The 25473-nt window shown below is 42.7% G+C and carries 21 protein-coding genes and 1 tRNA gene; 17 read left to right on the forward strand and 5 right to left on the reverse strand.

Annotated elements, in window-relative coordinates:
• Positions 1-2: 2 nt before the first annotated feature.
• From ppk1 to QO189_RS05990, 5 genes are all read left to right on the forward strand, one after another.
• The gene (gene ppk1 / locus QO189_RS05970; RefSeq protein ID WP_371532052.1) at positions 3-2201 is read left to right on the forward strand and encodes a polyphosphate kinase 1; all 2199 of its coding nucleotides are present in this window, start codon (positions 3-5) and stop codon (positions 2199-2201) included.
• A 318-nt stretch (positions 2202-2519) separates the two neighbouring features.
• Positions 2520-2690, forward strand: a complete 171-nt coding sequence (locus QO189_RS05975) for a hypothetical protein (RefSeq protein WP_371531954.1) — start codon at positions 2520-2522, stop codon at positions 2688-2690.
• A gap of 82 nt (positions 2691-2772) precedes the next feature.
• Positions 2773-3021 (forward strand): hypothetical protein, encoded by a 249-nt coding sequence (locus QO189_RS05980; protein WP_371531955.1) that lies wholly within the window; start codon positions 2773-2775, stop codon positions 3019-3021.
• Positions 3022-3102: 81 nt separating this feature from the next.
• Positions 3103-3462, forward strand: a complete 360-nt coding sequence (locus QO189_RS05985) for a hypothetical protein (protein ID WP_371531956.1) — start codon at positions 3103-3105, stop codon at positions 3460-3462.
• A gap of 78 nt (positions 3463-3540) precedes the next feature.
• Positions 3541-3741 (forward strand): hypothetical protein, encoded by a 201-nt coding sequence (locus tag QO189_RS05990; RefSeq protein ID WP_371531957.1) that lies wholly within the window; start codon positions 3541-3543, stop codon positions 3739-3741.
• A 195-nt stretch (positions 3742-3936) separates the two neighbouring features.
• Here the strand turns inward: QO189_RS05990 and QO189_RS05995 are convergent, their stop codons facing one another.
• Positions 3937-4593 (reverse strand): tRNA-(ms[2]io[6]A)-hydroxylase, encoded by a 657-nt coding sequence (locus QO189_RS05995; protein WP_371532053.1) that lies wholly within the window; start codon positions 4591-4593, stop codon positions 3937-3939.
• 727 nt (positions 4594-5320) lie between these two features.
• On the opposite strand from QO189_RS05995, the gene QO189_RS06000 reads away from it, so the two are divergent.
• From QO189_RS06000 to QO189_RS06050, 11 genes are all read left to right on the forward strand, one after another.
• Entirely contained in the window at positions 5321-7519 is a 2199-nt protein-coding gene (locus QO189_RS06000) for a malate synthase G (protein WP_371531958.1), read from the forward strand.
• A gap of 611 nt (positions 7520-8130) precedes the next feature.
• Complete coding sequence (locus QO189_RS06005) at positions 8131-9207, forward strand: porin (protein ID WP_371531959.1); 1077 nt, start codon at positions 8131-8133, stop codon at positions 9205-9207.
• 192 nt (positions 9208-9399) lie between these two features.
• The gene (locus QO189_RS06010) at positions 9400-11034 is read left to right on the forward strand and encodes a CTP synthase (protein WP_371531960.1); all 1635 of its coding nucleotides are present in this window, start codon (positions 9400-9402) and stop codon (positions 11032-11034) included.
• Between the two features lie 214 nt (positions 11035-11248).
• Positions 11249-12124 (forward strand): 3-deoxy-8-phosphooctulonate synthase, encoded by an 876-nt coding sequence (kdsA, locus tag QO189_RS06015; protein WP_371531961.1) that lies wholly within the window; start codon positions 11249-11251, stop codon positions 12122-12124.
• A gap of 27 nt (positions 12125-12151) precedes the next feature.
• Positions 12152-12406 carry a heavy-metal-associated domain-containing protein gene (locus tag QO189_RS06020; protein WP_371531962.1) on the forward strand — a complete coding sequence of 85 codons (255 nt, stop codon included), beginning with the start codon at positions 12152-12154 and terminating at the stop codon, positions 12404-12406.
• Positions 12407-12638: 232 nt separating this feature from the next.
• Positions 12639-12863: a heavy-metal-associated domain-containing protein gene (locus QO189_RS06025; RefSeq protein WP_371531963.1), complete on the forward strand. Its 225-nt coding sequence runs from the start codon at positions 12639-12641 to the stop codon at positions 12861-12863.
• Positions 12864-13207: 344 nt separating this feature from the next.
• Complete coding sequence (locus QO189_RS06030; protein ID WP_371531964.1) at positions 13208-15565, forward strand: heavy metal translocating P-type ATPase; 2358 nt, start codon at positions 13208-13210, stop codon at positions 15563-15565.
• Positions 15566-15890: 325 nt separating this feature from the next.
• A complete protein-coding gene (eno, locus tag QO189_RS06035) occupies positions 15891-17207 on the forward strand; it encodes a phosphopyruvate hydratase (RefSeq protein WP_371531965.1) in 1317 nt (438 codons plus the stop codon).
• Positions 17208-17367: 160 nt separating this feature from the next.
• Positions 17368-17676 (forward strand): septum formation initiator family protein, encoded by a 309-nt coding sequence (locus tag QO189_RS06040; protein WP_058024088.1) that lies wholly within the window; start codon positions 17368-17370, stop codon positions 17674-17676.
• 130 nt (positions 17677-17806) lie between these two features.
• Positions 17807-18541 carry a 2-C-methyl-D-erythritol 4-phosphate cytidylyltransferase gene (gene ispD / locus QO189_RS06045; RefSeq protein ID WP_371531966.1) on the forward strand — a complete coding sequence of 245 codons (735 nt, stop codon included), beginning with the start codon at positions 17807-17809 and terminating at the stop codon, positions 18539-18541.
• A 357-nt stretch (positions 18542-18898) separates the two neighbouring features.
• A complete protein-coding gene (locus QO189_RS06050) occupies positions 18899-19507 on the forward strand; it encodes a BLUF domain-containing protein (protein WP_201599519.1) in 609 nt (202 codons plus the stop codon).
• A gap of 289 nt (positions 19508-19796) precedes the next feature.
• On the opposite strand, the gene QO189_RS06055 is transcribed toward QO189_RS06050, so the two are convergent.
• From QO189_RS06055 to pyrC, 3 genes are all read right to left on the reverse strand, one after another.
• Positions 19797-19872, reverse strand: a tRNA-Glu gene (locus tag QO189_RS06055).
• A 531-nt stretch (positions 19873-20403) separates the two neighbouring features.
• Positions 20404-21183: a ribonuclease T gene (gene rnt / locus QO189_RS06060; RefSeq protein WP_371531967.1), complete on the reverse strand. Its 780-nt coding sequence runs from the start codon at positions 21181-21183 to the stop codon at positions 20404-20406.
• Positions 21184-21347: 164 nt separating this feature from the next.
• Positions 21348-22418 (reverse strand): dihydroorotase, encoded by a 1071-nt coding sequence (gene pyrC, locus QO189_RS06065; RefSeq protein ID WP_371531968.1) that lies wholly within the window; start codon positions 22416-22418, stop codon positions 21348-21350.
• Positions 22419-22711: 293 nt separating this feature from the next.
• Here pyrC and QO189_RS06070 point away from each other — a divergent pair, with 293 nt between their 5' ends.
• A complete protein-coding gene (locus QO189_RS06070; RefSeq protein ID WP_371531969.1) occupies positions 22712-23950 on the forward strand; it encodes an argininosuccinate synthase in 1239 nt (412 codons plus the stop codon).
• Positions 23951-24110: 160 nt separating this feature from the next.
• Here QO189_RS06070 and QO189_RS06075 read toward each other — a convergent pair whose 3' ends face one another.
• A complete protein-coding gene (locus QO189_RS06075) occupies positions 24111-25388 on the reverse strand; it encodes a hypothetical protein (protein WP_371531970.1) in 1278 nt (425 codons plus the stop codon).
• Positions 25389-25473: the final 85 nt, after the last annotated feature.

The raw sequence follows: 25473 nt of genomic DNA on the forward strand, positions 1-25473 counted from the left end.
ATATGATCGACGTTAACAGTGTCAGTGAAGATAACAATGAAAACTTTAATAAAGATATTAGCGTAAGCAGTAGCCATAATGATCTGGCCGACATCGACTGGCAACGCTCAGAAGACGGCAGCTATTCACCCAGCAGTTATATCAATCGAGATCTGTCTTTATTACAGTTCCATCTGCGTGTATTGGCGCAGGCAGCCAGTCCTCGCCATCCACTGCTTGAGCGTTTATTTTTTCTGATTATATTTTCGTCCAACCTTGATGAGTTTTTTGAGATTCGTGTTGCAGGTATCATGCAAAAGCTCAATATCGGTGATGTATCGACCAGTGCGCATGGTATGCGTCCAAGCGAAGTGTTAAACGAGATCTCTGCTATCACTCACGACGCCATCAATGAGCAGTATCGCATTCTGAATGAGGATATTTTGCCCGCCCTTGCGCTCGAAGATATTCGCTATCTAAAACGTGATGAGCTCAATGCTGAGCAGTCCGCATGGATGAAGCGCTATTTTACCGAGCAAGTCGTGCCAGTATTAACACCGATCAGTATTGATCCTGCGCATCCATTCCCGCGTTTGGTGAATAAAAGCTTGAACTTTATCGCCACACTAGAAGGCAAAGACGCTTTTGGCCGCGATATTAATTTGGCGATTGTGCCAGCGCCGCGCAGTCTGCCGCGTGTGATTCGTCTGCCAGATGAGCTGACGGGTGGTAAAGAGCATCACGTCATGCTATCCGCTATCATTCATGAGCATATCGGTGAGCTGTTCCCTGGTATGAGTGTGACTGGCTGTCACCAGTTCAGGTTGACGCGTAATGCGGATCTGGATTTGGCAGATGATGTGGAAGATATTGCCAAAGCGCTAGAAGGTGAGCTTGAAAACCGCCGTTTCGGTGACAAAGTACGTCTTGAGGTGACAACTGACTGCCCAGCGCACATCAGTGAGTATTTGCTCAACGAGTTTGAGCTGCATGACAATCAGCTATACCGTGTCAATGGCCCCGTCAATCTGACGCGCTTGCTGTTTGATTTTAATATCCCAGCGCTACGATATCAGCCATTTACCCATGCCATACCTAAAGCATTTCGTCGAGAGATGGACAAGTCAGACAAATCGACCAGTATGTTTGCTGCCATGCGCAAAAGCGATGTGCTCGTGCATCATCCGTTTCATGCATTTTCTCCCATTATCAATTTGCTTTGGCAGGCAGCTAGCGACCCTAAAGTGTTGGCAATTAAGCAAACACTATACCGCTCAGGTACCAACTCAGAGATCGTTAAGGCACTGGCCGCCGCCGCTCGTAACGGCAAAGAAGTCACGGCCGTCATCGAGTTACGTGCGCGTTTTGACGAAGCTTCCAATATTGCCGTCGCTAACTACTTGCAAGAAGCAGGCGCAGTCGTTGTTTACGGCATTGTCGGCTACAAAACCCATGCCAAGCTTATGCTCATTGTACGCCGTGAGGACGATCGAATCCGCCGTTATATACATTTAGGTACAGGTAACTATCATGCTGCCAATGCCAAAGTTTATACGGATTATGGCTTGTTTAGCGCCGATCCTGATATCTCAGAAGATGTTCACAAAATCTTCCAAGAACTCACAGGGATGGGCAAACCTGCCAATCTCAAGAAACTGCTGCATGCGCCGTTTACTTTGCACGAAAAATTAATGAGTTTTATCGATGATGAGATTGCTCATGCCAAAGCAGGCAAGCGTGCTCATATTATCGTCAAAGCCAATGCGCTCACTGAGCGTCGTCTGATTGACAAATTGTATGATGCGTCGCAGGCAGGCGTCAAAATCGAGCTGATCCTGCGTTCTATGTGTTGTCTGCGTCCGCAAGTCAAAGGCTTATCTGAGAATATCACCGTACGCTCACTCATTGGTCGGTTTTTGGAGCATACCCGTATTTATTATTTCTATAATGACGGTGATGAGCGTTTGTATTGTGGCAGTGCAGACTGGATGGATCGTAATCTGTTCCATCGCGTCGAAGTCGCGTTCCCGATTGAAAACAAAAAGCTGTTTAAGCAAATTTATCAGGATGGGCTACTAAACTATCTGCAAGACAATACACAAGCGTGGACACTGGATGGCACAGGCGTTTGGCAGCAGCTTCAGCCAGCAGCAGGTGAGACGCCACACGTCGCACAAGAGCACTTATTAAAAGTAATTAATGGTGTTGAAGAGTCCAGCTAACTGATTGATGGCTATCTTCATCATTTGACCAAGCACTATTTAACCAAGCAATGGTACGTACCAATGCTTGGTTTTTTTTGGTTAACGCGCTGTAAAAGTTACAAACTGTCTTGCAACCTCACATTTATTCACATATTGATACGGCAGCACACTGGTGCAGCTCACAATATCTTACCTATAATTGATACCAGTTTCTGCGCATTTTAATATATTGTATCAAAAGCTTGATAACTCTTTATCTAAAAACGCTTGAACACATATTCATATAGCGCTACAGAATATTTAAGGTAAATAAACAATAAAAACAAGGAATGCATTATGAGCACTACTGCCGATGACACTTCAGATATCAAGAAAGCAGCTGAGCAAGCAGATGGTCAGGAAATCGAAAAGAATTTAGAAGACAAAAAGACAGCTGACGCTCCTGAGTCGCTTAATCCAGAAGAGCGTACCCCTTTCATTGACGACGAATTACGCACAGACAAGTAATAGCTGACCTAGCAGTTTTAGAAAGTTAAGTTCAAATATCCAGTTAGGCAGCAATAACAAATAAAAATGTAAGGGAGACGCTATGAGTATTCCAGAAAAGCCAGCCACTGAAGAAAAAGTAATTGTGGATGATCCAGCAGCAGTTGCACCAGAAAATCCTGAGGGTAGCTATGAGGGGCGCAAGCACGAGCCGCAGATAGATGGCCCTGAACAAGACTCACAAGAAACTGATGAGATATATGCTGATCCGCGCAAAGAAGAGAATTTACCTGCCGGGGGTAAAAATGTCTCAGACCTAAATGCTTATGATCTAAGTCAAGAAGACAATTAACCGTTGATATCGCTAATACCAACGCTATGCTAATCTCTTAATGATATGAGTAATAATTATAACAACGATAAGGACAAGATAATGGAAACCAGAGATCCCGCTTTAAATGAAAATAGAATAACAGAAACTGATACTCACGAGACAGTTGATGGCTCTCAAACGATTAAGAACCATGATGAGTTAGAAGAAAATATTACTGAAAATAAAGGTACGGATACTTTTGAAGAAGGGGTAGTTGCATCTGAGCATGTTAATAGAAATGACAACCCAGCTCGTCAGCCAGATCGCCGTGATCAACCGGGTAATGGTTTTGATGATAATATCAATGAAGAGACCGTTGGTAGTGAGGCTCCGGATAGCGAAAAGATCAATAATATGAATCGCTATGCCAACATCGATAATGCGCAAACACGTACCTTAAACACTGATGACAAAGATTAGACGACAGATATTAAAAGGTCTTAAAAGGTATAAAACAATACTTTGTGAAGCAAATCATAAGAACGATGGGGGATATCAATGAATAAGCCACATGACAAGCATGTCACTGATGACTATAGTCTAAAAGATGCAGATGACAACAATGGTATCGTACCAGACGATGCGCTACAAAAAGTAAATCCAGCGGCGGCAGATAAAGCAGCTGGAGACCACGATCCGCATAATGTTGCTAAAAGTGATAAGCAGTACGACAGCTCATTGATGGAAGATAACAAGTAAGATCATAAATACAGTAATGCTCATTAGTACTTAAGTACTGGTATTCTTTATATTTATTTTCCAAGTATAAAGTTAAAGGCACTGCAATTGACTAGAGTATGTAACTCAGACAATTGCAGTGCCTTTTATCGTTCTAATAACCTATAAATTATAAGCGTATATCAGTTATAAACGTATATCAGTCATAAGTGGCTCTTAGGCAGGCGTGCCACTATGAAAGCGTAGCTCAGCGTCTGGACTATCTATCAGCTCAGCTTCTACTTCTTTAAAAAACGCAACGCGCTCATCGATATTATCATCTGATAATGACTGGGCAAGCGCAAGGTAATCCTCAAAATGACGGCTCTCTGACTTTAGCAGATAGCGATAGTATTTTGCTAAACGCTCATCATCAATGACTTCCGCCAACGCTGCAAAACGCTCACAAGAGCGCGCTTCGATAAATGCACCGATTATCAATACATCTACCATCGCTGCTGGCTCATAAGTACGCTTATGCTTCAGCATGCCCTTGGCATAGCGACCTGCACTCAGATACTTCCAGTCCTGACCGCGCTCATTCATGATGCCTAGCACTTGCTCGTAATGCAGCATCTCCTCACGTATAAGCTGTGCCAATTTACGTTGCAAATCATAAGAGAACTCATACCGAAATATCAAATTCATCGCGGTGCCTGCGGCTTTCTTTTCGCAATTGGCATGATCCTGAATGATCAGTGGTAAGTTTTCGATAGCGGCATCTACCCAAGCTTGCGTCGTGCGCGCACCCAAAAAATTATAAATAGGGGATAGGTCTACCTTTATAGGAGTACGCAGATGCGTAATATCGACGCTATCTTCCTCTACGTCCATACTGCTTTCGTTAACGACATTTACTGGTGAAAGGGTCGCTTCTTTTTTGAGATTATCCTTATGCATATCGTAGTGATCAGTACCATGCATTGATGTTTGTAAGGACGAGAGGTCGGGCTGGTTTATAGTCATAATCTAAAAGGGCTTTTTTATAAATGAGAGTTTAAAGCAGCTAATTTATAGATGCTTTTAAAATAATGGGCTACAGTTAATACGGCTAAGTAAGTTGTCTGAATAGTGGACAGTATTTAAATCTAACTATAGATGGTAATGATTACTTACAGTTTAGTCTCAACTGAGCATTCATTAATTTCTAGATAGTATTCATGGTCTGTAAGGCTTATATCTTATACGATATCATTATTATACAATCCCAATATTTATTTGCTAAATGGCGTTTGCTTGTTTATTTTATTATTTGATAGTAGGATGAGATTTTGCTCTTTAGCCACAGTGTCTTGCTATCAATAGCACTTAGTAGAGAATGGCAAGCATTATACCAATGACAATTCTCGTATTAAAACAGAAGATTTATACAGTCTATTTGAGGACTGATGAAAACATCTTTAATAAATAATTATTTATCAGCATTGAATACCATAGGTTGTCATAGGTAGCAATGATATCTTTTATTATATGAATAATTGTTGTTAAAAATAACGAGTCTTAAATAGTCGCTGTAGCAATTTAGTATTACCAATACTCACCAATAGATAAGGATAACAACATGGGCCAGTCTTCTAACGCCAATCGCATTCAAAAAGGCATTCTTGCCATCGACCAACAGTTGTATGACTTTATTGAAAACGAAGTGCTGCCAAAAGTTGGTGTTGATTCAGACAGTTATTGGTCAGGTTTTGAGAAGGTTATCAAGGAATTTACGCCACGCAATAAAGCGTTGCTAGAAACTCGAGACAAGATTCAAGCACAGATTGATCAGTGGCATTTGGATAACCCTGCAAAAGATGGCGAAATCGATTATCCAGCCTATAAGGCGTTCTTGCAAGAGATTGGTTATCTGCTGCCAGAAGGTGATGACTTTACGGTCAGTACAGAAAATGTCGATGACGAAATCGCTCATATCGCAGGGCCGCAGCTGGTCGTACCAGTACGTAACGCTCGTTATGCATTAAATGCGACCAATGCACGTTGGGGTAGTCTATATGATGCTTTATATGGCACTGATGTAATCAGTGATGATAACGGTCAAGAAGCTACAGGCAGTTATAATCCTACGCGTGGCGCTGCGGTTGTGGCCTATGCCAAAGCGTTCCTAGATGAGCATTTCACGCTCGCATCCGGTTCATACAATGATGTGACTGGTTTTAAAGTGGTCAATGGTAAGCTTGAGGTCGTACAAGGTGATAGTAGCACAGAGTTAAAAGATACTAGCAAATTTGTCGGTTTCGTCGGTGACGCTGAACAGCCTACTGGTGTACTGCTAAAAAATAATGGCTTGCATGCTGAGATTCAGATCGATAGCAATCATCCAGTTGGCAAAGATGATCCAGCAAATATCAAAGATGTGCTACTTGAGTCAGCCATGACTGCGATTCAGGATTGTGAAGATTCAGTCGCCGCTGTAGATGCAGAAGAAAAAGTGGAAGTCTATCGTAACTGGCTTGGTTTGATGAACAGCGATCTACAAGAGACCTTTGAAAAAGGTGGCAAAACACGTACTCGCAAACAAAACCCAGATCGTGAATATAATACACCTGATGGCGGTAAGCTAATTTTGCCAGGGCGTTCGCTATTGTTGATTCGTAACGTGGGTCATCTCATGCAGAACCCCGCAATTTTGGTTGATTTAGGCAATGGTCAAGAGCAAATATTTGAAGGCTTAATGGATGGTTTAATCACGCCACTGTTGTCACTCAATGATATCAAAGGCAAAAACGAGCTATCAAATTCACGCCAAGGCTCAATGTATATTGTTAAGCCAAAAATGCATGGTCCTGAAGAAGTCAAAATGGCCAATGATCTATTCAATGCATCAGAAGACTTGCTGGGTCTGGAGCGTAATACGCTCAAAATCGGTATCATGGACGAAGAGCGCCGTATGACGGTCAATTTAAAAGAAGCGATTCGCCAAGCAAAAGAGCGCGTTATCTTCATTAATACGGGCTTCTTAGATCGAACTGGTGATGAGATGCATACCAGTATGAATGCTGGTCCATTTGTGCCAAAAGGTGACATGAAGTCGCAAGCATGGCAACCTGCGTATGAGCAATGGAACGTCGATATCGGTCTAGAGACTGGTCTGCAAGGTCATGCTCAAATTGGTAAAGGCATGTGGGCCAAACCTGACGAAATGAAAGAGATGATGGACACCAAAGCGGCTCATCCTAAATCTGGTGCCAGTACGGCTTGGGTACCATCACCAACGGGTGCTACCTTACATAGCATACACTATCATCAAGTTAGCGTAGCCGATGTACAAGATAGCCTAAAGTCGCGTGAGCGTGCTAGCTTGGATGATATTTTGACTATTCCATTGGCAAAAAATACCAATTGGACCGAAGAAGAGAAGCAGCAGGAGCTTGAAAACAATGCTCAAGGTATCTTAGGGTATGTGGTACGCTGGGTAAACCAAGGCGTAGGCTGTTCTAAAGTACCTGATATCAATGATGTCGGCTTAATGGAAGATCGTGCTACCTTACGCATCTCTAGCCAGCATATCGCCAACTGGTTGCATCATGACGTGGTGAGCGAGCAGCAAGTGATGGATACGATGAAACGTATGGCAAAAGTCGTCGACGAACAAAATGCAGGCGATAGTGATTACCAGCCAATGGCAGATAACTTTGATAACTCTTATGCATTTAAAGCAGCCTGTGATTTGGTCTTCAAGGGACGCGCGCAGCCTAGTGGTTATACTGAACCATTGTTGCATCAAGCACGCCTTGATTTAAAAGCGAATGCTTAGAGAGGCTGGCTTAGCAATGGGTGTTTTAGTGTATGCTGAACCCCAAGGCATAGTATCTAATCTTGCTCGTTTGTGACTCTAAATATGTCATAAATACGTTAGTCGATTCTTCATGAGCGCTATCTATTTATCAATAGGTAGCGCTCATTTTTGGGCAATTGCTTTGTTTTTATTAAAAAATTTTAATATTATAAGTAATAATATTAATCAATAAAAGCGCTATCTACTTGAGTAGATAGCACTTTTTCTTGTGGCTATTTGGATTTTATAGGTGGCTTGTCATTTGATACTGGATGTATCGAAAAAGCGAAAAAATATGTTGCAAATTATGTCAAAGTTGTTATGCTTGTACTCGAAGTATGAGTTTGGTAACGGATGTTACGCAATGGAGTGATAAAGACAACAGGTTACACGGCAGTTACGCTCTTAATCCCAGTCATGTAAATTATTGTTCTTTTCATCTTGCTGTAATAAAGATTCGCCACACTTGTTTCTGACTAATCTCGGTAGCCAGTTACACATTATATCTTTGAGGATTTGTGACGATACCATTATGGGCGCCAGCTAATAATAGCTTGCTCATTACTACAATTGTAAAGTGGAGATACCCCATGAAAAAACTACTTTTAGCTACAGCAATCGCAGCCCTATCTGTATCAGCAGCCAATGCAGCGCCAACTCTATACGGTAAAGCTTTTTTAGCAGCTGACTATGAGAATGCTGAATTTGATGGTCCTGCTGGCAACATGTATGACGAAGATACAGTGCAGATTAACTCTCATGCTTCACGTATCGGTCTTAAAGGCTCTGAAGCCATGACTGCTAATACTGATGTTATCTATCGTTTAGAGTACGGTACAAGCCTTGATGGTGATAACGCTACTTTCACTAACCGTGATACATATCTAGGTATCAACAACAAACAATTTGGTGAGTTCCGCGTTGGTAAAAACCAATCAAGCTTAGCACGTATTGACAATGTTGTTGTTAACCAAGGTTACTGGGATAATCTAGGCCAAACTCAAAATGAAAGTGAAGTTGTTAGCGCTCTAAACATGGCGGATAGTAACCGTATCAATAGTTCAATCATTTGGACTGCACCAAAATACGATGGCCTACCATTACAGCTTTCTGCAATGTATAGCTCTGATGATCAAAATAGTAATGACGATGCAGGCTTTGGCGTTGCTATGTTATTCGATCAAGGTACTGGCTTCACAGCTGGTATTGCATACGATAAAGATCAAAACATCAATGGTGACATCATCCGTGGTACAGCGACTGTTGATCTAGGCAAATACATGGCTTACCCAGTACAATTAGGTGCATTGTACCAAGTAGGCGACTATGATGGTGGCGATAAAGACGAGAAAGGTCTAGTTGTTAGCGCTCAAATGGGTCTAAATAACTTTGCTCGTCCAGTGTCTGTATACGCACAGTACAACAAAACTGACAACTTGAATGGTTTTAACAATTCAGATTCAGATCAGATCGTTGTTGGTGGTAAATACATGTACAAAGACAACATCATTGCTCATGCCTATGCTGGCGTAAACAATGCTGATAATGTTGGATATACATATAATACTGGTAATCAAGATCCTATGACTAACGAAGATATATTCGCAACGTCAAACGGTGATGCACAAGTAGTTGTAGTTGGTGCTGGTCTAGAATACTTATTCTAGTATGAACTAGAATCTGACTATAAAAAAACTCATCCTTCGGGGTGAGTTTTTTTGTTGTATAGAGTGCGAATAACAGAAAAATGTTTATCATCAGCGTGAAAAATAAGAGTTTCAGATAGTTTGCATTTTTGCCCTATATTTTATGGCGTATTTTTAGTAAAATCCTTCTTTACCAATTACCGACAGAGTACTATGACCAAGTTTATATTCGTGACCGGTGGGGTAGTGTCCTCACTAGGAAAAGGTATCACCGCAGCCTCTCTTGCAGCGGTCTTAGAAGCACGTGGCGTGACTGTCACGATGACCAAAATGGATCCGTATATTAACGTTGATCCAGGTACAATGAGCCCGTTTCAGCATGGTGAGGTATTCGTCACTGAAGATGGCGCAGAGACAGATCTAGATTTGGGTTATTACGAGCGCTTTTTGCGTCACTCAAAAATGAGTAAGAGTAATAACTTTACCAGTGGCCGTATTTATCAGAACGTGTTGAATAAAGAACGCCGTGGTGAATATCTAGGCGGTACTGTACAGGTTATTCCGCATATTACTGATGAAATCAAAAACAAAATCCTTGCCAGTGGCGAAGGGTATGATATCGCTATTATCGAAATTGGCGGTACGGTTGGTGATATCGAATCACTTCCGTTTATGGAAGCCGTACGTCAGATGCAAGTAGAGCTTGGCCGTAATAGAGCCATGCTAATGCATCTTACTTTAGTACCGTATATTGCTAGTGCGGGTGAGACCAAAACTAAGCCAACGCAGCATTCAGTAAAAGAGCTGCGCTCTATTGGCCTACAGCCTGATATCTTAATCTGCCGCTCTGACCATCATATCTCACAAGACAACCGTCGCAAGATTGCGCTATTTACCAACGTTGAAGAGCGTGCAGTAATTATGTGTGAAGATGCACAGAGTATCTATCAGATACCGCGTACATTGCACGAGCAGGATCTTGATGATCTAATTTGTGAGCGTTTCGGTCTTGATGTGCCTGAAGCTGATTTGAGCGATTGGGACAAAGTGGTTGAAGCTCAGTTGAATCCAGAAGGAACAGTAACTGTTGCGATGGTTGGCAAATATGTCGAGCTTCCAGATGCTTATAAGTCTATTAACGAAGCATTGCTACATGCAGGTATCACGCATAAAGTAGACGTGAAGATTGACTACATCGATGCTGAACGTCTAGAAGATGACGATACTTTACTTGCTCAGTTAAGTGATGCCGATGCTATCTTAGTACCAGGCGGTTTCGGTGAGCGCGGTACGATGGGCAAGATAAAAGCCATCACTTATGCTCGTGAAAACAACGTCCCATATTTGGGAATTTGCCTTGGTATGCAGTTGGCTGTGATTGAGTACGCACGTAACGTACTTAATATTAACGCTAACTCTTCTGAGTTTGATCGTAAAACAGCTGAGCCTATTATTGGTCTTATCACTGAGTGGTTAGACGAGCGCGGCGAGCTACAGATTCGTAGCGATGATTCAGACCTTGGTGGCACGATGCGTCTAGGCGCCCAGCAAGCAGAGCTAGTTTCTGGCAGTAAGCTAAGCCAAATTTACGGTGCCAGCAATATCACTGAGCGTCATCGCCATCGCTATGAGATGAATAACCGTTATATCGAGCCGCTAGAGCAAGCAGGTATGACCATCTCTGGTTATTCTGCCAAGCAGCATTTGGTAGAGTCGGTCGAGATTTCTGAACATCCATGGTTTGTTGCTGTACAGTTCCATCCAGAGTTCACTAGCTCACCACGTGGTGGTCATCCATTGTTTAATAGCTTTGTAAAAGCAGCGAAGAACCACAGCGAAGCAAAGTAGCTCTCAGAATGTAGTATATTGAAAGCGTTTATTATAAAAAAGACTGGTCTTGAGATCGGTCTTTTTTTTTGCTCAATTTTGAGCAATGCGAATAGTTACTTAATGATTATCGATATTGATGCTATCTAATTACGCTTGCATACTTTTTTTCATCAAGCTATCCGTTACAATATGGGACAGACATATTCATAACAAAATAAGAGGTAATGGCTAAATGGAAAACCTATTAACGGCGCAATCACACATTGCACTTAACACGCCTAATAACGAGACAATCAACATTGGTAATGATCAACCGTTTGTATTGTTCGGTGGTATGAATGTGTTGGAGTCTAAAGAATTGGCATTTGAGATCGCTGAGCAATATGTAGACATCTGCCAGCGTTTGGGTATTGGCTATGTGTTTAAGGCAAGCTTTGATAAAGCCAACCGATCAAGCCTGCACTCATACCGAGGGCCGGGACTAGAGCAAGGGATTGACTGGCTGGGGCAAATTAAAGAAAAATTCCAAGTGCCGATTATCACTGATGTACATGAGCCACATCAAGCAGCACCAGTCGCTGAAGTTGCCGATATTATTCAGCTGCCAGCTTTTTTGTCGCGTCAGACGGATTTAGTCCATGCAATGGCAAAAACAGATGCCATCATTAATATCAAAAAGGCGCAGTTTTTAGCCCCTCATGAGATGCGTCATATCGTCAATAAATGTCTAGAAGGCGGTAATGATAAGCTAATACTTTGTGAGCGTGGGAGTGCCTTTGGTTATAACAATCTCGTCGTCGATATGCTAGGTTTTGATACCATGAAGCAGATGGATATCCCTGTATTCTTTGACGTGACACATAGCTTGCAGCAGCCAGGCGCGCGTAGCGATAGTGCAGGCGGCCGCCGTGAGCAGATTACCACACTGGCACGTGCAGGTATGGCAACAGGATTGGCAGGGTTATTTTTAGAGGCGCACCCAAATCCAGAAACGGCGAAATGTGATGGACCATGTGCGCTGCGTATGAGCCAGCTAGAGCCATTTTTGCGTCAGCTCAAGCAAATTGATGATTTGGTCAAAGGCTTCGATGTGTTAGATACGCATTGATAAGGTAAGTTAAAAGAGGGTGATGCAATGGCAATTCAGATGGCAAAAGTCAGTATAGAAAATATCGACGATGAAGATGGTCTAGATAGCGTAATGACCGCTCTTAAAAATATCTCAGGCGTGACCGCTATCGATCTCGATCCCGTGCATAATGTCGCAACGGTCAGTTATGATGATACGGATACAAGTATCCATGCCTTGACGGCGGCGATTAGTATGGTTGATTATGTGACTCAGCCATTTCCCATCGATGCGCCGCAAAATCCGCATCATAACCACTAAGGTGTATGGACGATCTGGATGCTAAATGAGCAATGAGTAGCGTTTACGTTTTTATCAATAAGTTGCTGTCTTGTTAATAGCATCTCGTTAATAAAGCAACAACCAAAGTGTCTTGCTGTCGCTGATGATAGGGCTTATGCTTGTTTGGTGGCGCTTTGATAGGTTTTAAAAAGTAAATATTGAAGAACAGCTATCAAGGCTACTTTTCACTAATAAAAATAAGGAGCCAACCATGATAAGCCAAACACGTATTATTCAAATCGATGGCATGACTTGTGGCGGTTGCGTGGCAAGTGTACATACTGCTACTGTCGACATTGATGGTTTAGATACGATCACCGTTGATCTAGCTGACAATCTAGCGACGGTCACCTTTGATGATAGCAAAACCAGTGCAGAGGCCATTGCTTCGGCTATTGATGATGCTGGATTTGAGGTAACAGTCGCTAATTCATAGATTGCATCATTTATTAAAAAACCAGCTATCATGTTATTACTAGCATGATAGCTGGTTTTTTAATGGTTAAAAATTCCAATTATAGATTACGTCCATGGCTGTCCTAGCTTGCTGCTATTCACTAAATGATTGAGGCTTACTTGAATAGATGATGGTTGTGACCATCTAATAGGCGCTACCTGAATATATTGCAATATGTCTGTCTATAATCACTGGACAGCCTAAACAGCGTATTCATACTGATTGTTATCGTGTTTTACTTGTTTCATTTGATTTTTTTGTCAACCCACTGATATTTTATTATGGCTTCTATGGACATATAGACGCTATAAAGAGTTATTTTTATGAATGATACTACCCATACCACTAGTAATGAGTCCTACGATGTCGAGACTGACATTCAATCAAATACGCCACTTGCACCGCAACGTGCGCATCTGCAATTGGCAATTGATGGCATGACGTGTCAGGCGTGTGCCTCACGAATAGAAAAGGTACTGAATAAAAAGCCTTCGGTGTATGAAGTGAGTGTGAATTTTGCTGGTGAGACGGCAAATGTAGATTATGATCCAACGCAAACGACGCCAGAACAGGTCACAGAGTGGGTAAACAAGACGGGTTTTGTTGCCAACCTACAGGCCAGCGACAGTTTATTTGCAAAAACAGATGAAGACACAGCCACCCAATATCCATGGCGATTGATCGGTTTATGGTTGTGTTTGGTGCCATTTTTGGTGGGTATGGCAGGCATGTTGGTGGGTGCTGGGATGGCGTGGATGCCGCCTATTTGGATTCAGTTTATTTTAGCGACGATTGTACAGTTCGGCTTTGCGTTACCATTTTATAAGAGCGCATGGGCATCTATAAAAGGTGGCCTTGCCAATATGGATGTACTAGTGGTGATTGGTACCGTGACGATATGGGCATATTCGACTTATCTGTGGCTCATGCATGGCGATGGAACGTTAAGTAGCCTCTTGCAAAGTGGACACATGGGCGAACACGTTGTCAGTGATAGCCCAGCCGTATATTTTGAAGCAGGGGTGATGGTTATTGCTTTTGTGCGGACTGGTAAATACCTGGAGGAACGTACCAAGAAGCATAGCCTCAACAGCATTGATTTATTATTGTCATTAACGCCTGATGAAGTCGAGCAGCAGCAGCCAAATGGTGATTTTCATAACATTGCACTGTCTGATGTGCAAATAGGCGATATCTTGCGTGCCAAGCAAGGTAGCCGTGTCGCGACCGATGGTATCGTCACAGATGGTAGCGGCTGGTGCGTGGAGAGTCACTTAACCGGTGAGTCAATAGCGCTCAAAAAAGAAGTGGGCGATGGATTACTGGCAGGTGCTTTGGTGGAGAATGGTAGTTTGCTCTATCGTGTGAGTGCCAAGGGTAGTGACACTAAGCTTGGTGATATGGTACAAGCATTGAGTGATGCGCAAGGCTCAAAAGCTAACTTGGCGAGGCTGGCTGACAGAGTGACCGCAGTGTTTGTGCCAATTGTAGTGACCATTGCTTTGGTTACTTTTGGCTTAACATGGTGGCTGACAGGCATGGTCGATACTGCCTTGATGCACGCCGTATCGGTATTGGTCATTGCTTGTCCTTGTGCGCTTGGCTTGGCCACGCCAGCGGCTATCATGGCGGGTATGGGCGTTGCTGCGCGTCATGGTGTTTGGTTCAAAGACGCGCAAAGTCTCGAGGCGGCAGGTAATATTGATACAGTAGTACTCGATAAAACAGGCACGCTGACCATTGGTAAGCCGACTATCATTGATCAGGTCATGGTGGATAAGTCACTTGCTGTTGACGATGTATTGCAAATTGCAGCCAGTATCGAGGCGCACGCCAGTCATCCACTAGCAACTGCTCTGATCAATACTGCTAAAGACCGCCAATTGTCTCTATTAAACGTGACTGATGTCAGTGTGATAAAAGGTGCTGGTATACAAGCGAATATCGAAGGGCTTGGACTGATAAAAGTTGGCACGGCAGAGTTTGCGAACTTGACGTTGCCAAGATTTATGCCAAAAGTATGGCAAATTGCCAGTACCGTTGCGATTAGTATTAATGATGAGCCACTAGGCGCGTTTGCACTAGCCGATGACTTGAAAGCGGACACGCCAAAAGCAATCACTGCGCTACAAGATGCTGGTATTAATGTCATCTTGATGAGTGGTGATAAGCAATCGGTCGTCGATCATGTGGCAGGGCAGTTGGGTATTGATAAGGCTTATGGCAAGATGAGCCCGCGTGACAAAGCCAGCCAAATTGCGTTATTACAAACGGCTGGGCATAAGGTGGCGATGGCAGGAGATGGCGTCAATGATGCGCCAGCAATGGCCACCGCTGATGCCAGTTTTGCGATGTTTGAGGGGACTGACGTCGCACAGCATAGTGCTTCTGCCCGTTTGATGGGTGAGTCGCTCATGCATATCGATGCCGCGCAAAAAATCGCTCAAGCAACGCTACGCAATATTAAGCAAAACCTATTTTTTGCCTTTATTTATAACTGTCTTGGTATTCCACTTGCTGCATTTGGGTTTTTGAATCCGATGATTGCGGCGGCAGCTATGGCGCTTAGCTCTATCTCAGTTTTGATGAATGCGCTACGATTGACACGCTTCAAAACAGAGGTTGAGCTAGATAATACGGTATCTGCCCCGCACACCAATAAAACGCGTTTGGTGAAATAATAATTGCTGTATTAGCGCTGATATTTCATCAACACAGACCAAACGAGTATTTGAGATATACCTATTTATGATGATATTTATGACCGCAAGTCAGTGTAAGATAAGGGAAGTTTGGTAAAATATATGCTATGATGCCAAGCACGATAGCCAACCGTTAATTTGTTCAATAAGCTTTCCATCATATACAAATATAGTCATATGGCAGAAAGGCTTGAAGGAATTATAGGTGTATTGGCTATATGATATTTTGCTTTATCTTTTTTGTATGCTAGCTGCCGTTATTTATCTCACAAACTTGGCATGACCAAAGGAATTAACAGACATTATGTACGCTGAAGAAACCAACAACGTCACCGCAATTAAAGACATTCGCGCTCGTGAAATTTTAGACTCGCGCGGCAACCCAACTATCGAAGCTGATGTGATCTTAGCTGATGGCACTGTCGGCCGTGCTGCGGCGCCAAGTGGCGCATCAACAGGCTCACGTGAAGCGCTTGAGTTACGTGATGGCGACAAATCTCGCTATATGGGTAAAGGTGTCAAAAAAGCTGTTTCTAACGTCAATAGTCAGATTCGTAGTGCTTTGATTGACAAAGATGTGACTGAACAGCAAGGTATTGATGATGCCATGATTGCGCTAGACGGCACAGAAAACAAAGAGAGCCTTGGTGCGAATGCTATGCTAGCAGTGTCACTTGCTACGGCCAAAGCGGCTGCCAAGTCACAGAATCTGCCATTGCATCAGTATATTGCTAACTTGCGTAATCAGACGTCGTTGACCATGCCTGTGCCAATGATGAACATCTTGAACGGTGGCGAGCATGCGGATAACACGGTTGATATTCAAGAGTTTATGATTGAGCCAGTTGGCTTTACCAGCTTTTCAGAAGCGCTGCGTGCTGGTACAGAGATTTTCCACAGCTTAAAGTCTGTGTTGAAATCACAAGGCTTAAATACCGCTGTTGGTGATGAAGGTGGTTTTGCACCAAATCTACGTAGTAACGAAGAAGCCATCACCGTCATCATGCAGGCAATCGAGCAAGTTGGCTACAAAGCGGGTGAAGATATTCATCTTGCGCTAGATTGTGCAGCTAGTGAATTTTATAAAAATGGTCAATATGTCTTGGCAGGTGAAGGTAACAAAGCTTTTGATAGCCAAGGGTTCTCAGACTACCTTGTTGGGCTGGCACGTCAGTATCCTATTATCTCTATCGAAGACGGTCTTGATGAGTCAGATTGGGATGGTTGGAAGTATCTGACCGAGCAGATTGGCGATAAAGTCCAATTGGTTGGTGATGATTTGTTTGTGACCAATCCTACAATCTTGCAAGAAGGTATCGATAAACACATTGCCAATGCAATTCTGATTAAGTTCAACCAAATCGGTACACTGTCAGAAACGCTAGATGCGATTTATATGGCGAAGAAAAATGGCTACGCAACCATCATCTCGCATCGTTCAGGCGAAACCGAAGACAGCACCATTGCAGATTTAGCAGTTGGTACCGCTGCCGGTCAGATCAAAACCGGTTCACTATGCCGCTCAGACCGCGTTGCCAAGTACAACCAATTACTACGCATCGAGCAGCAAGTACGTGCAAGCTACCGTGGCCGTGAAGAGTTTATTGGTCTACGTGGTTAACAGACTTACTGGCTTTTTAACGTGTAATATGCGTCAAAAAGTCTAAGCTTAAAAGCCGAACTTATCATTGAATTTAGGCGATATATAATCATTTGTGTATCGCCTAATCATCTTAAAACTTTAATCTCATTCTTTCTATGTTGTTTGGCGTTGTCACCTTATGAAATATTTTAGCCAATTTATACTACTTGCTTTAGCCGTTGCAGTGCTTTTGGGATTGCAATATCAGTATTGGCTGGGAGAAAATGGCCATTTTGAACATAACAAGTTGACGGCTCAAATTGAAGAGCAACAACGCTTAAATGACAACCAAGTGGCAGCAAACAATCTATTACGTACTGATGTGCAAGATTTAAAAACTGGACTTGAGGCGGTGGAAGAGCACGCTCGCTTAGACTTGGGTTTAATCAAACCAAATGAAACTTTTGTCCAAGTATCAACTGCACCAACGACACATAGTAGCTATTAAACTATAGCTATCGATCTGTACGATGTGATATCAAGCATTATCATTGATTATAGAGCCATCCGTCATTCTTATCATTTTCACTATCTCTCTTTAAACATATCGTCATGGGTTCAACCATGAGTATCACACTATGAATAAAACCCCTAATATACATGCCATGATCGTCGCAGCTGGTCGCGGCAGCCGTTTTGGTGCGTCTATCGCCAAGCAATACACAATGCTAGAAGGTAAGACGTTATTGCAGCACAGCGTGGCTAGGCTTAGCCATAGCAATTATATTCATAAATGTCTATTGGTCGTAGCAGCAGACGACAGTACAGCCCAGAGGCTAGAGTTTGAGCTTCCTATATATTACGCAGTTGGTGGGGCCGAGCGTTGGCAGTCAGTACAGGCAGGGGTAGAGGCCATCAGTGAGTCAGGTGCCGCTGATTCAGATTTAGTACTCATTCATGATGCAGCACGTCCCGCTGTACCGAGTGTGGATATCGATCAAGTTATTAAAGCAGCGATGATGGAGACTTATGGTGCTATCTTAGCGACACCGGTGGCCGATACGTTGAAGACATCCTATCAGCAAACCACACCTACTGAGGAAGATAGACTTATTCCTTATGCGAAATGCACTATTGACCGTAGCAACATATGGCAAGCACAAACCCCGCAAGTTTTTCGTTTAGGTCAGCTGAAACGCGTCCTACGCTATGTGTCTGAACATCAGCTCAGCATCACAGACGAAGCCAGTGCTTTTGAGCACTTAGAGCTACCCATACGTTTGGTGCCTGGTAGTCGACAAAACATCAAGCTTACGTATCCTGATGACGCCATTTTACTGGCAGCAATTCTTAATATCCAATCCTCACATTAATCAAATTTATAGATTTGCTTCGTATTTATATCAGATAGCTCAAGGTAATGACTTTCAATATCGCATCAATTTTACGGTAATTTTCAGCCTCAATAGAAGTTAAGATATATTAATTTAATATATAATATATATTTAAAACATGTTTTTTGTATATAAGCAAGGTTATTAATCAATAAGAGGTTGCTTTGATGACCAATCTAACCTATGATGTAACTAACTTAATACAATTAATATAAAAACTTATAAAATCAATAATATATCAGAGAAAATTATTACATTTAGTGATGTTTTCTCTATATTTTCTGAAGTTAGTATGATTGTTTTAGCGACATTTACCCAATAATAGGGAGAAGCTGATTGTCAACAATCAACGATTCGACAAATCCAGTAACGACAGATCTCTGCCAGCTTGTATATATAAGCCGGATTACTTCTACTGGTCTTTCAAGTCCTAGCACGCTTAATGACATCTCAGAGACCGCAGTTGAACGTAACCACGCCGATAACATTACCGGTATTCTTTGCTATGGCAATGGATACTTTTTGCAGTGTGTAGAAGGGTCAGAACAAGCACTAACAAATCTAAAAAATCGATTGCTAACAGATGATCGACATAAAGAATTAGAAATTCTAGACTTCTCGGAAATCACAAAGCGCCGTTTTGGCAGTTGGTCATTACGCTCTATTACACTTGAGCGCTGGATGACTAAAGAGTCTGAGCTCAAAAAACTGATGCCATTTAAGCCTTATGATTGGAATGCTAATGAGTGGCAGAAATTCTTAGATATTTTGCAAGAGTATTATGAAGAGCAGAATAGAACAGGCAATATCGATACGGCACCTATTAAGTACAATACTTTAGGCGTGACGTTGAGTAAGGTCGTTGGTCAACACCAAGCATTTTTTTTAATTCAGACGGTTCTCGGCTTGATGATAGCTGCCACATTACTATGGCTAATGCTGTAATCGATAGATAATATCATCATAGGAGTCAACTCTCTTATGATTTTAAGTATGTTAATACGATTGGTTATCGAGCTAAATACTAATTATATCTAGTTGAGCAGACGAACAAGAAAAAGCCAGCATTGATTTAATGCTGGCTTTTTTTATTTAAACAAATAGTTTGGATATTAAGAATAGCTTTGATGTTAAGATCAGGCATAAAAAAACCCCACTCATAATATATCATGAGTGGGGTTTTTGGTGGTACCATTGTTAGTCTTATTGAGTGCTAACAAGTGACGCCAAATAGTGGCGTCCCCAGGGGGATTCGAACCCCCGTTACCGCCGTGAAAGGGCGGTGTCCTAGGCCTCTAGACGATGGGGACTAGTAACAACACTTCAACTGCTTTCACCATTTATGCTGAAGTGGTGCGTATTTTAATAGCGTCGGCGCTTCCTGTCAAGCCTTTTTCTACGTCTTTTTAAAATTAAATATCTTTTTTTAATTGCACGGCGAGGATGGAGATCATTGCGCTTTAAATGATACCGAATCCATAGGGAAGTACAAGCACTAATAGTTAAAGCGAGCAACATATAGCCTAGGATGGTTCCCCATAACTTAAGTTGTGGATCCATAATAAAGTCCCTCCTATTAGGCCTCGATAGTATTCGCTACCAAGGCAGAGTGAGCAACTTGAACTATCTATAGGATATAACTGCATCGCTTAAGCGCGACATTCATCATAAGTAGTCATGTTAACCGTCCAAAAATATGACATTTATTATCATACAAAATAATTCCATCTGCTTATCGTGATATCAATCATATCCCTATTGATTATCAAATCAAGATGTCAAAGTCATCAAGTATTACAAATAGCACTATTATCTATGATTGGCAATATATGATATGTGACTTATTCACTATCGTTATCAGCTGATGCTTCTTTAGCCTCTTCATTGTGCATCGCATTAGCGAGCATAGGATAATTGTTGAGTATGTGACAGAACAGCTCGGCTGTCTTTTGAGTGTCATACAGTGCTGAGTGAGCATTTTTACCATCAAACTCGAGTCCTGCTGCCTTACATGCCCGTGCTAGTACGGTTTGTCCAAATGCCAGTGCAGACAAAGTTACAGTATCAAACACTGAAAAGTTGTGAAAAGGATTGTGGTTCTTACTATTGGTGCGTAGCACAGCTGCATTTAGAAATGCCAAATCGAAATGCGCGTTGTGTCCAATCAGAACACATTGACGGCACTCTTCTTCGCGGCGTACTTCTTTTAAGCCTTTAAAGATACGGCGAAGTGCCGTTTTTTCATCTTCAGCAATGGCTTTGCGCATTGGGTTGTTAGGATCGATGCCAGTAAAGGCAAGGGCACTGGGCTCTAAATTCGCACCCTCAAATGGCTCAACATGAGCATTGAGTGCCTCACCTGGATAAAATACGCCATGCTCATCAAGTAGAACAGGGATGCAGGCGATTTCTAATAGCGCATCAGTTTGAGAATTAAAACCCGCTGTCTCAACATCGACAACGACAGGCAAAAACTTACGAAATCGGTCTTTTAGACTCAAGGGTGCTTGCTCGTCGTCGCTCTTGTCTTGAGTAGCAGCACTTGGGATTACGTTCAGGTCATCATCCGTAGAATTTGAGACATCTGCGTCAGGCAAGGTTGCTGTATTTTGATTGGTCATATCAAGTTCAATCACTTTTATCAGTCGTGCTGGTATATGGAATTGCACATCATTATTTCATAACATCGATAACGCCTTTGCACTAAGGAGGTTTAGTACAAAGGTATCATTGGCATTATAGAAAAAATAATAGGTTGCTTTGTCAGTGCTAGGCTGTGTGGCTACTAAACCTTAAGCGACCAAGGTAACGTTTTACCCGCCATAAGCGGCGTTAATGATGCCCCATCAAAGTAAGGGTAGTCGTTCGGCACTTGCATAGGGGTGTTGACAAGCGTAATGGTACTCTCGTTTAGAGGTAGACCGTAGAACTGTGCGCCAAAACGACTGGCAAATCCTTCTAGCTTATCTATTTTGCCAACGCTATCAAACGCAGTGGCATATAACGGCAGGGCAGTTGCTGAACTATAGCAACCAGCACAGCCACAAGCGGCTTCTTTCTGGTCGGTAGCATGTGGCGCAGAGTCGGTACCCAAGAAGAATTTCGGATTACCACTCGTGGCCACATCTAACAAGACTTTTTGATGGCTCTCACGCTTTAAAATAGGTAAGCAATAAAAGTGCGGTTTGATACCACCAACCAATAGATGGTTGCGGTTAAACATTAAATGCTGCGGCGTAATAGTAGCAGCAACATGGTTGCCTTGAGCCAATACAAAATCTGCTGCATCACTGGTCGTTATATGCTCTACCACGATTTTTAATGTTGGGAATTTGACGATAATTTGTGCCAGTACTTCGTCTAAAAAGCGTTTTTCGCGATCAAAGATATCTATATGGTCTTGCGTCACTTCACCATGTATCAGTAGTGGTAAATTGTGCTTTTCTAGTGCTTCAAATACATCGACACAGGCATTGATGTTGGTAACACCATCGGCAGAATTGGTGGTCGCTCCAGCAGGGTAAAGTTTGACCGCTTGTACGATGCCTGACTGTGCGGCCAATTCGATATCTTGGGCAGTGGTATTGTCCGTTAAGTATAAAGTCATACGTGGATCAAAGGCTGATTTTCGCTCAAGACTTAAATCGCTTGCTGCCAAAGTTTCCATGATACGCGCGCGATAGGCCTGTGCATCATGTGCATTTTTGACTGGCGGCACAAGGTTTGGCATACAGATCACACGGTTAAAACTACCTGCTGCGTGCGGTACGGTCGTGCTCAAAGCCTGATCGTCGCGCAAGTGAATATGCCAATCATCTGGCTGAAGGATGGTTAATTCTCTAATCGAATCAGTCATAGTGTCAAAGCGCTCTATATCGTCAAATAAAGGAAAAAAAGAGGATAATACTGTGCGACTATCATAACAGATTTGCCCAGTTGACTAAATATAAGGCGAAATATCTGTACATAATTCATTGAGTATTATTTAACCCTTTTTAAGATTTAAGCCAAAAGCACACGCCTTATGGCAGTTAGACTTTTGCCTATAGTAAATATGATGTACACTGAGCAGGTAATTTCTTTTTAACTTGCTTTCGATTTGATCTTAGCGCGTTTACTAAAACTAAATTCTCATAACAGGAGTTATTCATGGCTCAGCTTGATCCAAAAAATATTAATAAAATCGTACTGGCCTATTCAGGTGGTTTGGACACCTCAATTATTGCTAAGTGGCTACAAGAAACCTATGATGCGGAAGTGATCACCTTTACCGCTGATATCGGTCAAGGCGAAGAAGTTGAGCCAGCACGTGCCAAAGCGCAAGCAATGGGTATCAAGCACATCCATATCGAAGACTTGCGTGAAGAATTTGCTCGTGACTATGTATTCCCGATGTTCCGTGCCAATGCCATCTATGAAGGTGAGTATTTACTTGGCACCTCTATCGCCCGTCCACTGATTGCCAAGCGTTTGGTTGAAATCGCAAAAGAGCACAACGCCGATGCCATCAGTCATGGTGCGACTGGTAAAGGTAATGACCAAGTTCGTTTTGAGCTGGGAGCAGTTGCATTGTCGCCAGACGTGGTTACCATTGCCCCTTGGCGCGAGTGGGATCTATCAAGCCGCGAAAGCTTAATGAAGTACGCTGAAGAGCATGATATTGCCATTGATTATGCCGGTAATAAGAAAAAATCACCTTACTCAATGGATGCCAACTTGCTACATATCTCTTATGAAGGTGGCGTTCTAGAAGAGCCGTATACCGAAGCAGAAGAAGACATGTGGCGCTGGTCTGTCAGCCCAGAAGACGCGCCTGACGAAGCGCAATATCTAGAACTAGAATACAGGAAAGGTGACATCGTTGCTATCGATGGCGAAGCGCTAAAGCCTTATGAAGTCATGATTAAGCTGAATGAAATCGGCGGTAAACATGGTATCGGTCGTTTAGATATCGTTGAAAACCGTTATGTTGGCATGAAGTCACGTGGTTGCTACGAGACGCCAGCTGGCACGATTATGCTAAAAGCCCATCGCGGTATCGAGTCACTAACGCTTGATCGCGAAGCCGCCCATCTAAAAGATGAGCTCATGCCACGCTATGCAAAAATCATCTACAATGGCTATTGGTTCAGCCCTGAGCGTATGATGCTACAGGCATTGATTGACAAATCACAAGAATACGTCAACGGTACGGTACGTGTAAAATTATACAAAGGTGCTGTGAGCGTCGTCGGTCGTAAGTCAGATGATTCGTTATTTGACGAAAAAATCGCTACTTTCGAAGATGATGCGGGTGCTTACGATCAAAAAGACGCAGAAGGTTTTATCCGTCTAAATGGTCTACGTTTGGCTATCGAAGCTAGCCGTGGTCGCGATTTGTCTAAATAAGCGTTTCGATTGTACGTAGTTAATATTGTACGTAGTTAATTAACCATTTAGCTCAACAGCAATAAAAAAGAGGCCTATATAAATAGCGCCTCTTTTTTTTATGGCTGATGCGTTTCTATCAAGACTCTGTTTTGAACATCACTTTATTAATCACATGTCTTTATTGAGCTTGTGCTGTCTCTGCCGTATCAGACTCTTTATCGTCCATCCTTACAATAGCGACATCTTGTTGCTGACGCTCATCAGCGATATCTTGTTCTAGTATTTCTTCGGTGGCGAGCACGACGCCATCAGACTTTTGCGATTGATATTTGAGCGTAGCGAGCGCCCCTAGTACACCGATGACAATTATAATAATAAGAATGACAGGGTTTTTCCAAAGTGGCGTGGAAGCGTCATATTCTATAGGCTTCTCGCTCGTTGTCGCTGGCGTGTTATCATTATTGCCACCGATCAATCCTAAGCTTACCAACGGCGGCTTTGGTGGATTGGCGGGTTCAGAGTTGATGCGCAGCCGGTTTCGACTAAGATAAATATCAGAGATTTTCGCCAGCTGTAATAACCAGCGCTGATGTGGCAAAGCAATAGCGTGCATCTCTTCAAATACCAGCATGTCGTTATGACGACCCTGCGGCAAATTATCAGGTGAGCGTCCAATAGCTTTTAGGTAATTACCCGTTGCCAATTGCATGTCTTGTACAGGTTCATGGTTTTTAGGCTCGAATCCTGTCAACTCGTACCAGTGGCTATCAAAAGGTGGCGGGGTGCTTGATAGCTGCTCAGCGTTTAATAGCTTGAGCTCTGCACTCTCCGCATGATTTTCCAAAGGCTCTTTGTCTTCTATAGACTCTGTCAGTATGGCCGGCTCGCTGTTAGCACTCTCTGATTCAAGAGTAGGCACTGCTTGCGTTTGCTCATCTCTAAAGCGTGCTGCGGACAAAAACTGTGGTTGTAGGGCGAACCATTTGTTCATCTCGTCACTATCGAGTTGACTGTATTCTGCCAAGATAGCCAATTCTCGAAGGACAATCACGCATAAAGAGGTGAGTAAGATTTGAACTTGCTGCGTTTTTGCATGAATATCTTCAGCAATATGGTCACTGATTTTTATCACACGGGCGCTGTTATTAAAAACGGCATCTGCCGCATCGTTTCGGTGATATAACGTCGCCTTAAGAGTCGCAAAATTCATTGAGTTGTATTGTCGTAACTCTTTGACAGCAGCACGTCCAAATAGCCTTTTGCTGAGTGCTTGTCCTTGATGTTGCTGCTGATAGGCAAGAAGCGCGCTCACAATGGCTTGTAGACTGGCATCCATCGCCAGCCTCGCTTGTGGCAATGAGAGCTGTGCGGCATCAGCCAAAAGTGGCAGCATAGGCTTGGTATCATGATATAAAAAATCATACATCGACACACGTGTCGGTGAAATAGTCGTCATAATCTGCTAGCATCAAAAAGTGTGCCTCTATATTACGGTGCCAAAAGCATTGACACAATCCCTTGATAATAGAAATTTTGAATCA

The sequence above is a fragment of the Psychrobacter sp. Arc29 genome (assembly GCF_041431175.1).
In the GTDB taxonomy this organism is placed as follows: Bacteria; Pseudomonadota; Gammaproteobacteria; order Pseudomonadales; family Moraxellaceae; genus Psychrobacter.

Excerpts from the sequence above, each read along its gene's own strand:
- ppk1 (WP_371532052.1), top strand. The coding sequence starts at position 3 with ATGATCGACGTTAACAGTGTCAGTGAAGATAACAATGAAAACTTTAAT.
- QO189_RS05975 (WP_371531954.1), top strand. The coding sequence starts at position 2,520 with ATGAGCACTACTGCCGATGACACTTCAGATATCAAGAAAGCAGCTGAG.
- QO189_RS05980 (WP_371531955.1), top strand. The coding sequence starts at position 2,773 with ATGAGTATTCCAGAAAAGCCAGCCACTGAAGAAAAAGTAATTGTGGAT.
- QO189_RS05985 (WP_371531956.1), top strand. The coding sequence starts at position 3,103 with ATGGAAACCAGAGATCCCGCTTTAAATGAAAATAGAATAACAGAAACT.
- QO189_RS05990 (WP_371531957.1), top strand. The coding sequence starts at position 3,541 with ATGAATAAGCCACATGACAAGCATGTCACTGATGACTATAGTCTAAAA.
- QO189_RS05995 (WP_371532053.1), bottom strand. The coding sequence starts at position 4,593 with ATGGACGTAGAGGAAGATAGCGTCGATATTACGCATCTGCGTACTCCT.
- QO189_RS06000 (WP_371531958.1), top strand. The coding sequence starts at position 5,321 with ATGGGCCAGTCTTCTAACGCCAATCGCATTCAAAAAGGCATTCTTGCC.
- QO189_RS06005 (WP_371531959.1), top strand. The coding sequence starts at position 8,131 with ATGAAAAAACTACTTTTAGCTACAGCAATCGCAGCCCTATCTGTATCA.
- QO189_RS06010 (WP_371531960.1), top strand. The coding sequence starts at position 9,400 with ATGACCAAGTTTATATTCGTGACCGGTGGGGTAGTGTCCTCACTAGGA.
- kdsA (WP_371531961.1), top strand. The coding sequence starts at position 11,249 with ATGGAAAACCTATTAACGGCGCAATCACACATTGCACTTAACACGCCT.
- QO189_RS06020 (WP_371531962.1), top strand. The coding sequence starts at position 12,152 with ATGGCAATTCAGATGGCAAAAGTCAGTATAGAAAATATCGACGATGAA.
- QO189_RS06025 (WP_371531963.1), top strand. The coding sequence starts at position 12,639 with ATGATAAGCCAAACACGTATTATTCAAATCGATGGCATGACTTGTGGC.
- QO189_RS06030 (WP_371531964.1), top strand. The coding sequence starts at position 13,208 with ATGAATGATACTACCCATACCACTAGTAATGAGTCCTACGATGTCGAG.
- eno (WP_371531965.1), top strand. The coding sequence starts at position 15,891 with ATGTACGCTGAAGAAACCAACAACGTCACCGCAATTAAAGACATTCGC.
- QO189_RS06040 (WP_058024088.1), top strand. The coding sequence starts at position 17,368 with ATGAAATATTTTAGCCAATTTATACTACTTGCTTTAGCCGTTGCAGTG.
- ispD (WP_371531966.1), top strand. The coding sequence starts at position 17,807 with ATGAATAAAACCCCTAATATACATGCCATGATCGTCGCAGCTGGTCGC.
- rnt (WP_371531967.1), bottom strand. The coding sequence starts at position 21,183 with ATGACCAATCAAAATACAGCAACCTTGCCTGACGCAGATGTCTCAAAT.
- pyrC (WP_371531968.1), bottom strand. The coding sequence starts at position 22,418 with ATGACTGATTCGATTAGAGAATTAACCATCCTTCAGCCAGATGATTGG.
- QO189_RS06070 (WP_371531969.1), top strand. The coding sequence starts at position 22,712 with ATGGCTCAGCTTGATCCAAAAAATATTAATAAAATCGTACTGGCCTAT.
- QO189_RS06075 (WP_371531970.1), bottom strand. The coding sequence starts at position 25,388 with ATGACGACTATTTCACCGACACGTGTGTCGATGTATGATTTTTTATAT.